This window comes from Actinacidiphila rubida (assembly GCF_900110255.1).
GTDB lineage: Bacteria > Actinomycetota > Actinomycetes > Streptomycetales > Streptomycetaceae > Actinacidiphila > Actinacidiphila rubida.
In genome coordinates this window covers 1-13,704 of the sequence record NZ_FODD01000084.1, presented here as the reverse complement: position 1 = coordinate 13,704, position 13,704 = coordinate 1, and the positions used below count along the sequence as shown (strand labels likewise).

The following is a 13,704-nucleotide window of genomic DNA, read 5'->3' as shown; positions in this document are numbered from 1 at the left end:
TGCAGGAGCCGGCGGGGCCGGTCGCCCAGGCCGAGCATGCGCAGGCCGTGGCAGGTGGGGTGGTAGGTGACGGTGTGGGGGAAGTACGCGCCGACGTCGGTGACGTGCAGGACGTCGGTGAGGAACTCGGTGAGTTCGTAGGTGTGGGGCAGGTCGTGGACGGCCTGTTCGGGCAGGGCGTGCGGGCGGCCCTCGCCGGCGGCCAGGCGGGCCATGCGCGGGTAGTGGTGGCGGACCATCGCCGCGCAGGAGCCGGAGGGTGTCACGATCGCGTCGTAGCCGGCGAACACGGTGGTGTAGCGGGCGGCAAGCGGTTCGGCCTGGTGCCGGTAGCCGGTGTTGTAGTGGGCCTGCCCACAGCACGTCTGACCGGACGGGAAGTCGACCTCCACGCCCAGGCGTTCCAGCAACCGCACCACGGCCTGACCCGTCCGCGGATACACCAGATCGTTCACACACGTCACAAACAGCGCTACCCGCATCGCGGCTCCAGAGACGGTCTCGGCATCGGTACTTCAGAGGGCTTGCGGACGGGAGGCCCGGCCGGCGCGCCGTTCACGCGGCCTCGAGCCGTGCGGCCGCGGCGTCCCAGGCCCGCGCGTCGCCGGTGCTCGGCACGTACCGGCGCAGGTGCTGGGTGCGGGCCACGAGGGACCGCATGTCGGCGAGGTCGCCCGCGAGCCCGTGCGCGCGGGCCTGGACCAGGACGTTGCCGAGCGCCGTCGCCTCGGTGGGCCCGGCGATGACGGGCAGGCCGGTCGCGTCCGCGGTGAGCTGGCACAGCAGCGCGTTGCGGCTGCCGCCACCGACCAGGTGGACGTGCGTGATCTCGCGGTCCGCGAGCACGGCGGCCCGGCGCAGCACCCGGCGGTGGGCCAGGGCCAGGCTCTCCAGGACGCAGCGCACCGCCGCCCCCGGGCTGTCGGGCGCGGGCTGTCCGGTGCGCGCGCAGAAACCGGCGAGGGCCGCGGGCATGTCGGGCGGGGCCAGGAACTCCGGTGCGTCCGGGTCGACGAGGGAGGCGAATGGCCTGGCCCGCGCCGCCTCGTCGAGCAGCGCGTCCAGCGCGGCGGGCAGGCCACGTTCCGACCAGACCCGGCGGCACTCCTCCAGCAGCCACAGGCCCATGATGTTGCGCAGGTAGCGGACCGTGCCGTCGACGCCCCGCTCGTTGGTGAAGTTCGCGGTGCGCGACTCCTCGCCGAGCACCGGGGCGTCCAGTTCCAGACCGGCCAGCGACCACGTCCCGCAGGAGATGTACGCGGAGCCGGGTTCGGTCGCGGGCACGGCGACGACCGCGGAGGCCGTGTCGTGCGAGGCGACGGCGGTGACCGGCGTGGTCGCGGGCAGCCCCGTCCACGCGGCGGCGTAGGGGAGCAGGCGGCCCGCGTCCGCGCCTGGTGCGCGCAACGGCGGCAGCAGCGCCGGGTCGAGGTCCACGTGGCGGGCGAGTTCGGGCGACCAGGTTCCCGTGCGGGCGTCGAGCAGGCCGGTGGTCGAGGCGTTGGTGACCTCGGCCCCCATGCTGCCGGTCAGCCAGTACGTGATCAGGTCGGGGATGAGCAGCAGCGCCCGGGCAGCGCCCAGTTGGGCCGTCCCGCGTGCGGCGGCGAGCTGGAAGACGGTGTTGAACGGCAGGTGCTGCAACCCGTTGGCCCGGTACAGCTCCTGGGCACCGACGGTGTCCCGCACCTTCTCGGCGACGCCTGAGGTGCGGCTGTCGCGGTAGTGGTGCGGCAGTCCGAGCAGCGCGCCGTCCGCGTCGAGCAGGCCGTAGTCCACCGCCCAGGTGTCGACGCCGACCGACGCGATCCGCAGGCCGGAGCCGGCGGCGGACCGCAGCCCGTCCAGCACGCCCTGGAAGAGGCCCGGCAGGTTCCAGTGCAGGCCGGTCGGCAGGCGCACCGGCGTGTTCGCGAACCGGTGCAGCTCGGTCAGCTCCAGGTGGTCCCTGCCGACCCGGCCGGCGATCACGCGGCCGCTGGTCGCGCCCAGGTCCGCCGCGGCGAACACGCCGGTGGAGGGCACGGTCGCGGCGGCGGAGGAGGGCGGTGAGGTCGTGGTCACGATGGCTTCCTCGGCGGTACGGCGCGGGGTGGTCGCGCGCGGGGCGTGGGGGATGCGGACGGCGGCGGCGCGGAGGGCACGCCGGGTGGGGCGCCAGCGGTGCGGGACGCGCGGTGGTGGGTGGTGCGGCGCGGTGGCGCCCCGGCCCGGATCAGCGCAGGAACGCGGCGGCCACACCGGCGTCGACCGGCACGTGCAGGCCGGTGGTGTGGGTGAGGTCGCCGCCGGTCAGCGCGAACACCGCGTTCGCGACGTGCTCGGGCAGCACCTCCCGCTTGAGCAGCGTGCGCTGGGCGTAGAACTCGCCGAGCTTGTCCTCGGGAACCCCGTAGACCGCGGCCCGCTTGGCCCCCCAGCCGCCGGCGAAGATGCCCGAGCCGCGCACCACGCCGTCGGGGTTGACGCCGTTGACACGGATGCCGTGTTCGCCGAGTTCCGCGGCCAGCAGCCTTACCTGGTGGGCCTGGTCGGCCTTCGTCGCGGAGTAGGCGATGTTGTTGGGGCCCGCGAACACCGCGTTCTTCGAGGCGATGTAGACGATGTCGCCGCCGAGCTTCTGCTCGGTCATCACGCGGGCGGCCTCACGGGCGACGAGGAACGAGCCGCGCGCCATGATGCTGTGCTGCAGGTCCCAGTCCTGGGCGGTGGTCTCCAGCAGCGGCTTGGAGATCGAGATGCCGGCGTTGTTGACGACCAGGTCGACGCCGCCGAACGCCAGCAGAGCGGTCCTGAACCCGTCGGCGATCTGCTCCTCCGAGGTGACGTCCACCGTCACGGCCACGGCGCGGTCGGGACCGCCCAGTTCCGCCGCGACCTGCGTGGCGGCCTCGGCGTTGAGGTCGGCGACGACCACGCACGCGCCCTCGGCGGCCAGCCGGTGGGCGATGGCCCGGCCGATGCCCGAGCCGGCGCCCGTCACGAGCGCGATGCGGGTCGCCAGGGGCTTGGGCTTCGGCATCCGCCGCAGCTTGGCCTCCTCCAGCTCCCAGTACTCGATGCGGAACTTCTCCGACTCCTCGATCGGACGGTAGGACGAGACGGCCTCCGCGCCGCGCATCACGTTGATCGCGTTGACGTAGAACTCACCGGCCACGCGGGCGGTCTGCTTGTCCTTGCCGTAGGAGAACATGCCCACGCCGGGGATCAGCACGATGGCGGGGTCCGCGCCGCGCATCGCGGGCGAGTCGGGCGCAGCGTGCCGCCGGTAGTAGGCGGCGTACTCGGCGCGGTACTCCTCGTGCAGCGTGCTCAGGCGGGCCGCCACCTCCTCCGGCGACGCGGCGGGCGGCAGGTCCAGGACCAGCGGCCGCACCTTGGTGCGCAGGAAGTGGTCGGGGCAGGACGTCCCGAGCGCGGCGAGCCGGGGGTGCTCGGCGCGGGACAGGAAGTCCAGCACCTCGTCGGAGTCGGTGAAGTGGCCGACCTGCGGCCGGTCCTGGGAGGCGACGGCCCGCAGCAGCGGCGCGAGTGCGGCGGCGCGGGAGCGGCGCTCCTCCGCGGGCAGGGCCTCGAAGCCCTCCAGCACCGGGCCGAACGGCTCGGCCTTGCCGCGCCGGGCCAGGAACTCCTCTGCGGTACGGATGACGTGCAGCGAGTTGCGTTCGCACTCCTCGGACGTCGCGCCCCACGCGGTGATGCCGTGGCCCCCCAGGACGCAGCCGATCGCCCTCGGGTTGGCCTCCTTCACGGCGGCGATGTCCAGGCCGAGCTGGAAGCCGGGGCGGCGCCACGGCACCCACACCACCGAGTCGCCGAAGCACTCCTTCGTGAGCGCTTCGCCGTCGGCCGCGCAGGCCAGCGCGATCCCGGAGTCGGGGTGCAGGTGGTCGACATGGGCGGCGTCGACCAGGCCGTGCATCGCGGTGTCGATGGACGGGGCCGCGCCGCCCTTGCCGTGCAGGCAGTAGTCGAAGGCCGCGACCATCTCGTCCTCGCGCTCGACACCCGGGTAGACGTCGACGAGGGCGCGGAGCCGGTCCAGGCGCAGCACCGCCAGGCCCGGCCCGGTCAGCGTGCCCAGGTCACCGCCTGAGCCCTTCACCCACATCAGCTCGGTGCCGGCGCCGGTGACCGGGTCGGGCGCGGTGCCCTTGGCGGAGGTGTTGCCGCCGGCGTAGTTGGTGTTGCGCGGGTCGGATCCCAGCCGGTTCGAGCGCTCCAGCAGCGCGGCGACCTCGGGGGTGGGGGCGGAAGACATGGAGTCTGATCCTTCGCTGTGCGGGGGCGAATGCGGGTGCGGGTCGTGCTGGTTCGGGTGCGGGTACGTGCTGGTTCGGGGGCGGTTCGGCGCGGTGCGGGTACGAGGCGGTGCGGCCGGCATGGCCGCAGGTCACGGGCCGCGGGCCCGTACCGGAGCGGGCGCGACGGTGCGGCTCGGACGAAGCCCTCAGCCGGCGGGTGAGCGCCGGAGCGGAAGCCTGCGCGCGGACCGGGACCTCCCGGTCCGGGGCGCGTCGTGCTGGTGACGCCTCAGGCGCCCCAGCCGGCCTGCTCCCCGCCGACCCGGTCGGCGACGATGCGCTCGGCCCAGCCGGTGGCCCGGTACGCGGCCATCGGGTCGGGCGCCAGCCCCATGTCCTCGCGCACCCCGGCCAGCAGGGGGCGCACGTCGGTGTTGTAGGCGTCCATCAGCACCGCGTTGGCCTCCAGCACGTCACCGGTCCGCTGAGCGGCGGCCAGCGCGGGGATGTCCACCAGCAGCGCCTTGGCCGTGGCCTCCTGCACGTTCATCACCGAGCGGACGATCGCGGGGATCTTCGCCTCGATGTTGTGGCACTGGTCGAGCATGAAGGCGACACCGGTCTCCCGGGCCAGACCGCCGTTCTTGACCACCTCGTGCATGATCCGGAAGAGCTGGAACGGGTCCGCCGCGCCGACCATCAGGTCGTCGTCGGCGTAGAAGCGCGAGTTGAAGTCGAAGCCGCCGAGCTTCCCCTCACGCAGCAGCATCGCCACGATGAACTCGATGTTGGTGCCCGGCGCGTGGTGGCCGGTGTCCACGACGACCTGCGCCTTCGGGCCGAGCCTGAGGCAGTGCGCGTACGCGGTGCCCCAGTCCGGGACGTCGGTGGTGTAGAAGGACGGCTCGAAGAGCTTGTACTCCAGCAGCATCCGCTGGCCGTCGCCCAGCCGCTCGTAGACCGCGGACAGCGCCTCGGCGAGCCGGTCCTGGCGGCCGGTGACGTCGTCCTGGCCCGGGTAGTTGGTGCCGTCGGCGAACCACAGCTTCAGGTCGTGCGAGCCGGTCGCGTCCATGATGTCGACGCACTCCAGCAGGTGGTCCAGGGCCTTGCGGCGCACCGCGGGGTCCGGGTGGCAGACCGAGCCCAGCTTGTAGTCGTCGTCCTGGAAGACGTTGGAGTTGACCGCGCCCAACTCCAGGCCGCGGTCGGCGGCGTGGGCGGCCAGCGCCGCGTAGTCGTCGACCCGGTCCCACGGGATGTGCAGCGCCACCACGGGCGCCACCCCCGTCACCGCGTGGACCTGCGCGGCGTCGTCCAGCTTCTCGTACGGATCACGCGGCACACCGGGCTGCGCGAACACCTTGAAGCGCGTTCCCGAGTTGCCGTACGCCCACGAGGGGGTCTCGATCCGCTGGGACGTCAGCGCCGCCTTCACGGCCGACAGATCAGTCATGGCAACCTCTGTGAATCGTTTCATTTGGCCGCAACCCTAGGGGCCGCGATACGCCCTGTCAATGTGTCGGGGAGGTGCCCCCGGGGTGCAGAGTACGCCGTTATTGAATCGTGTCATAGAGGTGGAACGGCTCGCTGGTCGGCACTTCTGCTGCCAGGCGCTGAGGCTTTACCGAGGCCGGGTCGGTGGCGTGGGGGGCGGGAACCCTTGACGACCTGATCGCGCGGGGCTAACGTCCCGGCAACTCCATTGAAACAATTCACCTCGTGGCCCCAGCCAACCGGTCCAGAACCGGGAGACCCAGGAGACACCATGACCGACCCCGAACCGGAACGGACTCCGGTCCTCGCGCTGGAGGGGGTGAGCAAGTCCTTCGGCGCGGTGCGGGCGTTGCGCGACGTCTCGCTGCAGCTGTACGCCGGAGAGGCGCACGCGCTGGCCGGCGAGAACGGCGCCGGCAAGTCGACTCTGATCAAGGCGCTGGCCGGCGTGCACCGGCCGGACTCCGGCACGGTCCTGCTCGACGGCGCCCCCGTGGTCTTCCACGGCCCGGCCGACGCCCGCGACGCCGGGGTGGCCGTCATCTACCAGGAGCCGACACTGTTCCCCGACCTTTCGGTCGCCGAGAACATCTTCGTCGGCCGCCAGCCCCGACGCTCCTTCGGCCGCGTCGACCACCGGGCCGTCAAGGAGGCGACCGCCGCGCTGTTCGCCCGGCTCGGTGTCGACCTCGACCCCGAACAGCCCGCCCGCGGGCTGTCGATCGCCGACCAGCAGCTCGTCGAGATCGCCAAGGCGCTGTCCTTCGACGCCCGGGTGCTGATCATGGACGAGCCCACCGCGGCCCTCACCGGCAGCGAGGTCGCGCGGCTGTTCGGCGTCGTGCGCGCGCTGCGCGAGGGCGGCGCCGCCGTGCTGTTCATCTCGCACCGCCTGGAGGAGGTGTTCGCCCTGTGCCAGCGGGTCACCACCCTGCGGGACGGCGGGCTGATCGCCTCCGAGCCGGTCGATGGACTCACCGAGGACGACCTCGTCCGCCGCATGGTCGGCCGCGACCTCGACGAGCTGTACCCCAAGCAGGACGCCGAGGTCGGCGACGTCGCGCTGAGCGTGCGGCGGCTGACCCGCGAAGGGGTCTTCACCGACGTGTCGTTCGACGTGCACCGCGGCGAGATCGTGGGCCTCGCCGGGCTCGTCGGGGCCGGCCGCAGCGAGGTCGCGCGCGCCGTGTTCGGCGTGGACCGCTGGGACGCCGGCGAGGTCCATCTCGACGGCAGGCCGCTGAAGCCCGGCGCGCCGAGCCTGGCGATGGCAGCGGGCCTGGCCCTGGTGCCGGAGGACCGGCGTGCCCAGGGCCTGGTGATGGACATGTCCATCGAGCGCAACATCAACCTCACGGGCCTGCGCACCACCGCCCGCGCCGGACTGATGGACCGCGGCGCCGAGCGCAGCCGCGCCGTCGACTGGGCGGTGCGCCTTCAGGTGAAGTACGCCCGCCTCGCCGATCTCGTCGGCACCCTGTCCGGCGGCAACCAGCAGAAGGTCGTGCTGGCCAAGTGGCTGGCCACCGGGCCCCGGGTGCTGATCGTCGACGAGCCCACCCGCGGCATCGACGTCGGCACCAAGGCCGAGGTGCACCGGCTGCTGTCCCAACTCGCCGCCGACGGGCTCGCGGTACTCATGATCTCCTCCGACCTGCCCGAGATCCTCGGCATGGCCGACCGCGTGCTGGTGATGCACGAGGGCCGGCTCACCGCCGAGATCGCCCGGGAGGACGCCACCGAGGAGTCGGTGATGGCGGCCGCCACCGGTCGCGGAAGGAGCGCGGCATGACCACCACGATCACGGACGCCACGCCCGTGACCGCGCGGCGCGGGAGGAGCACCGCATGACCATGACCGCAGAACAACCCACGCCCGCCACCGCTCCCGAGGCGCCGTCCACCACCGGCGTGCTCGACCGGGTGCTGAAGGTCCGCGAACTGGCCATCGCCGTCGTGCTGGTGGTCATGCTGACCGCCACCCAGCTGGACAACAGCGCGTTCCTGTCCCAGCAGGGCATCAAGGACCTGCTGCTCAATGCCACGATCCTGGTGCTCGTCGCGGTCGGCCAGGCCGTCGTCGTCATCACCCGCAACGTCGACCTGTCCGTCGGCTCGGTCCTCGGCATCAGCGCGTTCGCGGCCGGCGACCTGCTGCACGGCGGCGGGAACCCGGTGCTCGCCGTGGTGGTCGCCGTCGCCGTCGGCGCCGCCTTCGGCGTCGTCAACGGCCTGCTGGTGAGCCTCGGTCAGGTGCCCGCGCTGGTCGTGACCCTCGGCACCCTCTACATCATCCGCGGGCTCGACTCCATCTGGATCGGCTCGCGCCAGATCACCGCGGCCGACCTGCCGTCCGGCTTCACCAGCTTCGGCCACGACGGGATCGGCGTCGTCCCCTACCTGGCGCTGCTCACCGCGGTGGTGCTCGTCGCCGCCGCCTACTACCTGCGCAGCTACCGCAGCGGGCGCGACATGTACGCGCTGGGCTCCAGCCCGGAGGCCGCGCGGCTGGCGGGTGTCCCGGTCCGCAAGCGGATCCTCGCGGCTTACGTCACCTGCGGCGCGCTGGCGGGACTCGCCGGGGCGCTGTACCTGGCGCGGTTCGGCAACGTCGACTCCGGAACCGGCAACGGCTACGAACTCACCGTCGTCAGCGCAGTCGTGGTCGGCGGCGTCGCCTTCACCGGCGGCTCCGGAAGCCTCTACGGCGCGGCCCTGGGCGCGCTGCTCCTCACCTCCATCAATAGCGTCCTGCCCTCGATCGGCGTCAGCTCGGTGTGGGTGCAGGCCATCGACGGCGTCCTGCTGCTGCTCGCCATCGCCGTCGACCGTGTGGTGGCCCTGCGGGTCGCGGGACTGCTGCGCAAGCGGGCCGCACAGACAAGGAGTGCCCACCATGGCTGACAGCTCCCGCGAGACCGCCCCGGCGAAGACCGGTGCGGGCACGCCGAAGGCCGGGACGGGCACGGCGAAGGTTCAGGCGGGCACGCCGCAGGCCGGCGCCGGCACCTCCGTACCGGACGGGCGGGCGCGCGCCTGGGCCAGGGACGCGCTGCGCTGGGACACCGTGGTCGGAGCGCTGCTCGTCGTGCTGCTGCTGTGCTCCTTCTCCTTCGTGGACAACTTCGGCAACGCGCTGAACCTGTCGTTCCTGATCGGCAACACCCTGCCGATCGCCATGATCGCGCTGCCGATGACGATGCTCGTCGTGTCCGGCGAGATCGACCTGTCGGTGGGCTCCACCGCCGGTCTGGCCGGCGCGGTCATGGGCAAGCTCTGGAACCAGGGCATGTCCATCGAGACGATCATCCCGCTGTGCATCCTGCTCGGCGTGGTGTGCGGGCTCGTCAACGGTCTGCTGGTGACCCGGCTGGGACTGCCCTCGCTGGCCGTGACCATCGGCACGCTGGCCGCGTACCGGGGCATCGCGCAGATCGTGCTGGGCTCCAACTCGGTCACGGACTTCCCTCAGCAGTACCTGAACTTCGCCTCCGACCGGCTCGGCGGCACGTTCGTCCCGCAGGCCGCACTGCCCTGGGTGGTGCTGCTGGTCGTGGCGGCGGTGGTACTGCACGCCACGCCCGTCGGCCGGTCGCTGTTCGCGGTCGGCGCCTCTCAGGAGGCGGCGCGCTTCGCCGGCATCCGGGTCAAGCGGATGAAGCTGTCGATGTTCGTCGCGACCGGCACCGTCTCCGCACTCACCGGCGTCTTCTGGGCGCTGCACTATGCCAGCGCCCGCTACGACAACGCCACCGGGCTCGAACTGTCCGTCATCGCGGGGGTGCTGCTCGGCGGCATCGACTTCGACGGCGGCAAGGGCACGCTGGGCGGCGCTGTCGCCGGTGTCTTCCTGCTCGGCGCGCTGCAGAACGTGATGAGCCTGGTCAACGTCTCCGCCCAGTCCCAGACCGTCGTCACCGGTGTCCTGCTGGTGATCTCGGTACTGGCTCCACGGGTCGCCCGCCAGGCCGGACGGGCCCGGGCACGCCGCAAGGCGTCCGCCGCGCCGCCGCCCGGAGCACTGCCCGCCACGGGCTGACCCCCCGGCCCACCCCGAACCCCCGCACCCCCCCGCACGTATCTCCGCACCCTCCTTGTCACCAGGTCATCTGCCGCGGTGCGGCAGCGAAAGGAAACCGGCATGTCCTTCAGAACCGCCCCCGCCCGTCGCGCCGCGGCCGCGGTCGTCGCCGCCACGGCCCTCGCCCTGACCGTCGCCGCGTGCGGCGGGACCACCAAGAAGTCCACCGACGACGCCGCCAACTCCAGCGGGCCCAAGTCCTCGGCGTCCGCGAACCCGAGCGCCGCCACCAAGAAGGGCCTGACCGTCGCCTACCTGCCCAAGCAGGTGAACAACCCGTACTTCACCATCTCCGACACCGGCGGCAAGAAGGCCGTGGAGGCGCTGGGCGAGAAGTACAAGGAGGTCGGTACCAGCAGCGGCACCGACACCGCCGGCCAGGTGTCGTACGTCAACACCCTCACGCAGCAGCAGGTCAGCGCCATCGCGGTGTCCGCGCAGGACCCGGGCGCGCTGTGCACGGCGCTGAACCAGGCCCGCAAGAACGGCGTCAAGGTCGTCACCTACGACTCCGACACCAACGCCTCCTGCCGCGACCTGTTCGTCTCGCAGGCCAGCTCCGAGGACCTCGGCCGCACCGAGGTGCAGCTGATGGCCAAGCAGATCGGCAACAAGGGCCAGATCGCGATCCTGTCGGCGGCGCAGACCGCCACCAACCAGAACACCTGGATCGGCTTCATGAAGGACGAGCTGAAGAAGCCGGAGTACAAGGACATCCAGCTGGTCAAGGTCGCGTACGGCAACGACGACGCCCAGACGTCGTTCCAGCAGACCCAGGGCCTGCTGCAGCAGTACCCGAACCTGAAGGGGATCATCTCCCCGACCACCGTCGGCATCAAGGCCGCCGCCCAGTACCTGAGCGGCTCCCGCTACAAGGGCAAGGTCCAGCTCACCGGCCTCGGCACCCCGAACGACATGCGCGCCTACGTCAACAACGGCACGGTGCAGGCGTTCGAGCTGTGGGACCCGGCCAAGCTCGGCGCCCTCGCCGGCTACGCCGCGGTCGCCCTGGCCTCCGGGCAGATCACCGGGGCCTCCGGCCAGACCTTCACGGCCGGTGACCTGGGCTCGTTCACCGTCGGCCAGGACAGCGTCGTGGTCCTCGGCAAGCCGACCGTCTTCGACAAGTCCAACATCGGCCAGTTCAACTTCTGAGCCGCCAGCGACGAGTCGCCGGCCCGCGCGCCGCCGGAGCCGGCCGGACCGCCCCCTCCCGGGCGGCCCGGCCCGCCCGGGACCGCGGCGCGGGGCGGCCGGGAAGGAGAGTGGGTTCCGCCGTGCGGCGTGTCTGCTTCGTGCTGAGGGTCCGCAAGGACCGCCTGGAGGAGTACCGGGAGCGCCACCGCGAGGTGTGGCCGGAGATGCGCGCGGCCCTGTCCGCGGCCGGCTGGCACCGCTACTCCCTCTTCCTGCGGGACGACGGCCTGCTGGTCGGCTACCTCGAGACGGACGACTTCGAGCAGGCCCGCGCGGCCATGGACGCCACCGAGGTCAACGCCCGCTGGCAGGCGGCGATGGGCGACTTCTTCGAGGAGCTGGACGGCGTCGCGCCGGATGCCGCGATGACCCCCCTGCCGGAGGTGTTCCACCTCCCCTGACGTGCATGAATCGATTCATGACGGGTGCCTGGGCGGCCAGTGCCCTGTGATTGAATGACGGTTTCAATGGAACCGGCCCGGGTGGCCGGAACGGAGCGGTGGAGTCCATGGTTGGCATCAAGGACGTGGCACGGCAGGCCGGTGTGTCGGTCGGGACCGTGTCCAATGTGATCAACCGGCCCGACCTGGTGTCCGAGGAGACCAGGACCCGTGTGCAGTCGGTCATCAACAAGCTGGGCTACATCCGCAGCGAGTCCGCACGGCAGTTGCGGGCCGGCGCCAGCCGGATCGTCGCCCTCCTCGTCCTGGACATGGGCAACCCGTTCTTCGTCGACGTCGCCAAGGGCGCCGAGCGCGCCGCCCGCCAGTCGGGCCTGGGCGTCATGGTCTGCAACAGCGCCCAGAGCACCAGCGAGGAGGTCGAGTACCTCTCGCTCTTCGCCGAGCAGCGGGTGCGCGGGGTGCTCGTCACCCCCGCCGACCCCACGGGCCGCAGCCTGGACGCCCTGCGACGGCAGCGCATCCCCTACGTCCTCGTCGACCGTGTCTCCGCGGACGCCGCGGCCTGCTCGGTGTCGGTCGACGACGTCGTCGGCGGCCGGCTCGCCGCCCAGCACCTGATCGCCGCCGGTCACACCTCGCTGGTCTACGTCGGCGGTCCACGCGACCTGCCCCAGGTCCGTGACCGCCGTGCGGGCGCGCTTGCCGCGCTGCAGGAGGCGGGCCTGCCGCCCGAGGCGCTGACGGAGATCTCCGCCGACCGGCTCGACGTCTCCGCGGGACGCGACGCCGGCGCCCGCCTGCTGGGCCTCGCCCCGCGCCCGACCGCGGTCTTCTGCGCCAACGACCTGCTGGCCCTGGGCGTGCTGCAGGCGGTGTTCGCCGCCCGGATCAGCGTTCCCGAGCAGATGGCGATCGTGGGCTACGACGACATCGAGTTCGCCGCGGCCGCCGCCGTCCCGCTCACCTCGGTCCGGCAGCCGGCGGTGGCCATGGGACGGCTCGCCGCCGAGATGCTGATGGAGGAGACCTCGGGCGACAGCGAGGCGCACGAGCACCGGCAGGTCGTGCTCCAGCCCGAGCTGGTGGTGCGCGGGTCCAGCCTCACCCCGCGCTGACCGACCGCGGCCGCCCGAGCTCCCGTGGGCCCCTTGCTCAGCGTGGGCCGGCCGCCTCGGCGTGGCGGCGCACCGACTCCAGCATCCGCCGCACCAGCACCCGGTGGGCGCCGGAGCCGATCACCAGCCGGCGGTACAGGGAGCCGGCGACCCCCGGGAACTCCGCGTCGCTCCGTGCCGCGAGCAGCGTGCCCTCGGCGTGGTCGGCCAGCGTGAAGGCGAGGCTGTAGGGGGAGAAGCGATGACGGCCGGCGAGCCGTACCTTCCGTCCCGGTACGGACTCCGCGACCGCGAATCCCGGCACGGTCGCACCCGTGTCCAGAGGCGTTCCCGACGCGCGCCGCGGCTGAGCCCCGACCACCCGGACGAGCAGGGGAGTGCCGGTGAGGTTCCGGTGCGCGACCAGGTGAGTGAGGCACTCCCACACGACGTTCGGAGGCGCCGCGATCACACGCTGATGCTCGTCGATGAAGGGGAGCCCGTCGGGGCCGTCCCCGCTGTCGGGGGGGCCGGGGGCTGGGGCGAGGCCGCGGGCCGAGATGGCTTTCGGGGCAACGGACCTTCTCCCTCCCGCCGTTGGCGGCACGCGGATACCGCGCGCTGGGCGCCGGCCGGAGCCGGCGTTCCACTCCGCCCACCCTACGGGCCGTCGGGCATCGGCCCGCGAACGGCCGGTTTTCAGCCATTGACGGAAGGCGCCGGTCCTGTCGCGGCCGGAGGCGGCAGAACGGCGGGACGGCCCTCGATGTCCTCACGCCGTCCCTACGCGGGGCTGGCTAGGGTGTGGGCTGCCCTACGGAAGCCCGGTGTCACGGGCGGACCCGGTGGAGGTGCCCCCGGCAGGACTCGAACCTGCGGCCAAGCGCTTAGAAGGTACCCCGGTTCGAACGCTGCGCTTACCTGCGGTTTCCTGCGGTTTCCCGGTATCACTCTCGCCGGGGGCGCTTGGTCAAAACTCGCTTCGCATTTGGCCTGATCAGAGCGGGCGCGCGGGAGCCCCGGCCGTAAGAGTACGACCGGGGCCCCCGCCGGCCACGCTTCCGCCATCGGAGCGGAGCGGCACACCTCGCGCGAAGGTGCCTCACGGGCCGGGCCTCACCGCCGCATCGAGTACGACGGAGTCGATCAAGAAGTGTGTAAGAAATTACACAGACTTCTGATCAT

11 protein-coding genes are annotated in these 13,704 nt (G+C 72.4%); 6 read left to right on the top strand and 5 right to left on the bottom strand.

Annotated features, from left to right (window positions below; genetic code table 11):
* The 4 genes from BMW99_RS38105 to rhaI all read right to left on the bottom strand — a co-directional run.
* The coding region (locus BMW99_RS38105; protein WP_143080621.1) for a (Fe-S)-binding protein at positions 1-482 on the bottom strand (482 nt) is incomplete at its 3' end.
* Positions 483-555: 73 nt separating this feature from the next.
* Positions 556-2,067: a rhamnulokinase gene (locus BMW99_RS38100; protein WP_407640356.1), complete on the bottom strand. Its 1,512-nt coding sequence runs from the start codon at positions 2,065-2,067 to the stop codon at positions 556-558.
* Between the two features lie 151 nt (positions 2,068-2,218).
* Entirely contained in the window at positions 2,219-4,264 is a 2,046-nt protein-coding gene (locus tag BMW99_RS38095) for a bifunctional rhamnulose-1-phosphate aldolase/short-chain dehydrogenase (protein WP_075018386.1), read from the bottom strand.
* 272 nt (positions 4,265-4,536) lie between these two features.
* Positions 4,537-5,703 carry an L-rhamnose isomerase gene (gene rhaI / locus BMW99_RS38090; protein WP_069463090.1) on the bottom strand — a complete coding sequence of 389 codons (1,167 nt, stop codon included), beginning with the start codon at positions 5,701-5,703 and terminating at the stop codon, positions 4,537-4,539.
* Positions 5,704-6,015: 312 nt separating this feature from the next.
* Here rhaI and BMW99_RS38085 point away from each other — a divergent pair, with 312 nt between their 5' ends.
* From BMW99_RS38085 to BMW99_RS38060, 6 genes are all read left to right on the top strand, one after another.
* A complete protein-coding gene (locus BMW99_RS38085; RefSeq protein WP_069463091.1) occupies positions 6,016-7,536 on the top strand; it encodes a sugar ABC transporter ATP-binding protein in 1,521 nt (506 codons plus the stop codon).
* Between the two features lie 55 nt (positions 7,537-7,591).
* Positions 7,592-8,647: an ABC transporter permease gene (locus BMW99_RS38080; RefSeq protein ID WP_075018385.1), complete on the top strand. Its 1,056-nt coding sequence runs from the start codon at positions 7,592-7,594 to the stop codon at positions 8,645-8,647.
* A complete protein-coding gene (locus tag BMW99_RS38075; RefSeq protein WP_079176330.1) occupies positions 8,640-9,782 on the top strand; it encodes an ABC transporter permease in 1,143 nt (380 codons plus the stop codon). Before BMW99_RS38080 ends, BMW99_RS38075 begins: the two co-directional genes overlap by 8 nt.
* 102 nt (positions 9,783-9,884) lie before the next feature.
* Entirely contained in the window at positions 9,885-10,979 is a 1,095-nt protein-coding gene (rhaS, locus tag BMW99_RS38070; RefSeq protein ID WP_075018384.1) for a rhamnose ABC transporter substrate-binding protein, read from the top strand.
* Positions 10,980-11,101: 122 nt separating this feature from the next.
* A complete protein-coding gene (locus BMW99_RS38065) occupies positions 11,102-11,422 on the top strand; it encodes an L-rhamnose mutarotase (protein WP_069467186.1) in 321 nt (106 codons plus the stop codon).
* Positions 11,423-11,520: 98 nt separating this feature from the next.
* Positions 11,521-12,540, top strand: coding sequence for a LacI family DNA-binding transcriptional regulator (locus tag BMW99_RS38060; protein WP_107485495.1), 1,020 nt, complete (start codon positions 11,521-11,523; stop codon positions 12,538-12,540).
* Between the two features lie 37 nt (positions 12,541-12,577).
* Here the strand turns inward: BMW99_RS38060 and BMW99_RS38055 are convergent, their stop codons facing one another.
* Positions 12,578-12,991 (bottom strand): hypothetical protein, encoded by a 414-nt coding sequence (locus BMW99_RS38055; protein ID WP_218159332.1) that lies wholly within the window; start codon positions 12,989-12,991, stop codon positions 12,578-12,580.
* Positions 12,992-13,704: the final 713 nt, after the last annotated feature.

Excerpts from the sequence above, each read along its gene's own strand:
- BMW99_RS38095 (WP_075018386.1), bottom strand. The coding sequence starts at position 4,264 with ATGTCTTCCGCCCCCACCCCCGAGGTCGCCGCGCTGCTGGAGCGCTCG.
- rhaI (WP_069463090.1), bottom strand. The coding sequence starts at position 5,703 with ATGACTGATCTGTCGGCCGTGAAGGCGGCGCTGACGTCCCAGCGGATC.
- BMW99_RS38085 (WP_069463091.1), top strand. The coding sequence starts at position 6,016 with ATGACCGACCCCGAACCGGAACGGACTCCGGTCCTCGCGCTGGAGGGG.
- BMW99_RS38080 (WP_075018385.1), top strand. The coding sequence starts at position 7,592 with ATGACCATGACCGCAGAACAACCCACGCCCGCCACCGCTCCCGAGGCG.
- BMW99_RS38075 (WP_079176330.1), top strand. The coding sequence starts at position 8,640 with ATGGCTGACAGCTCCCGCGAGACCGCCCCGGCGAAGACCGGTGCGGGC.
- rhaS (WP_075018384.1), top strand. The coding sequence starts at position 9,885 with ATGTCCTTCAGAACCGCCCCCGCCCGTCGCGCCGCGGCCGCGGTCGTC.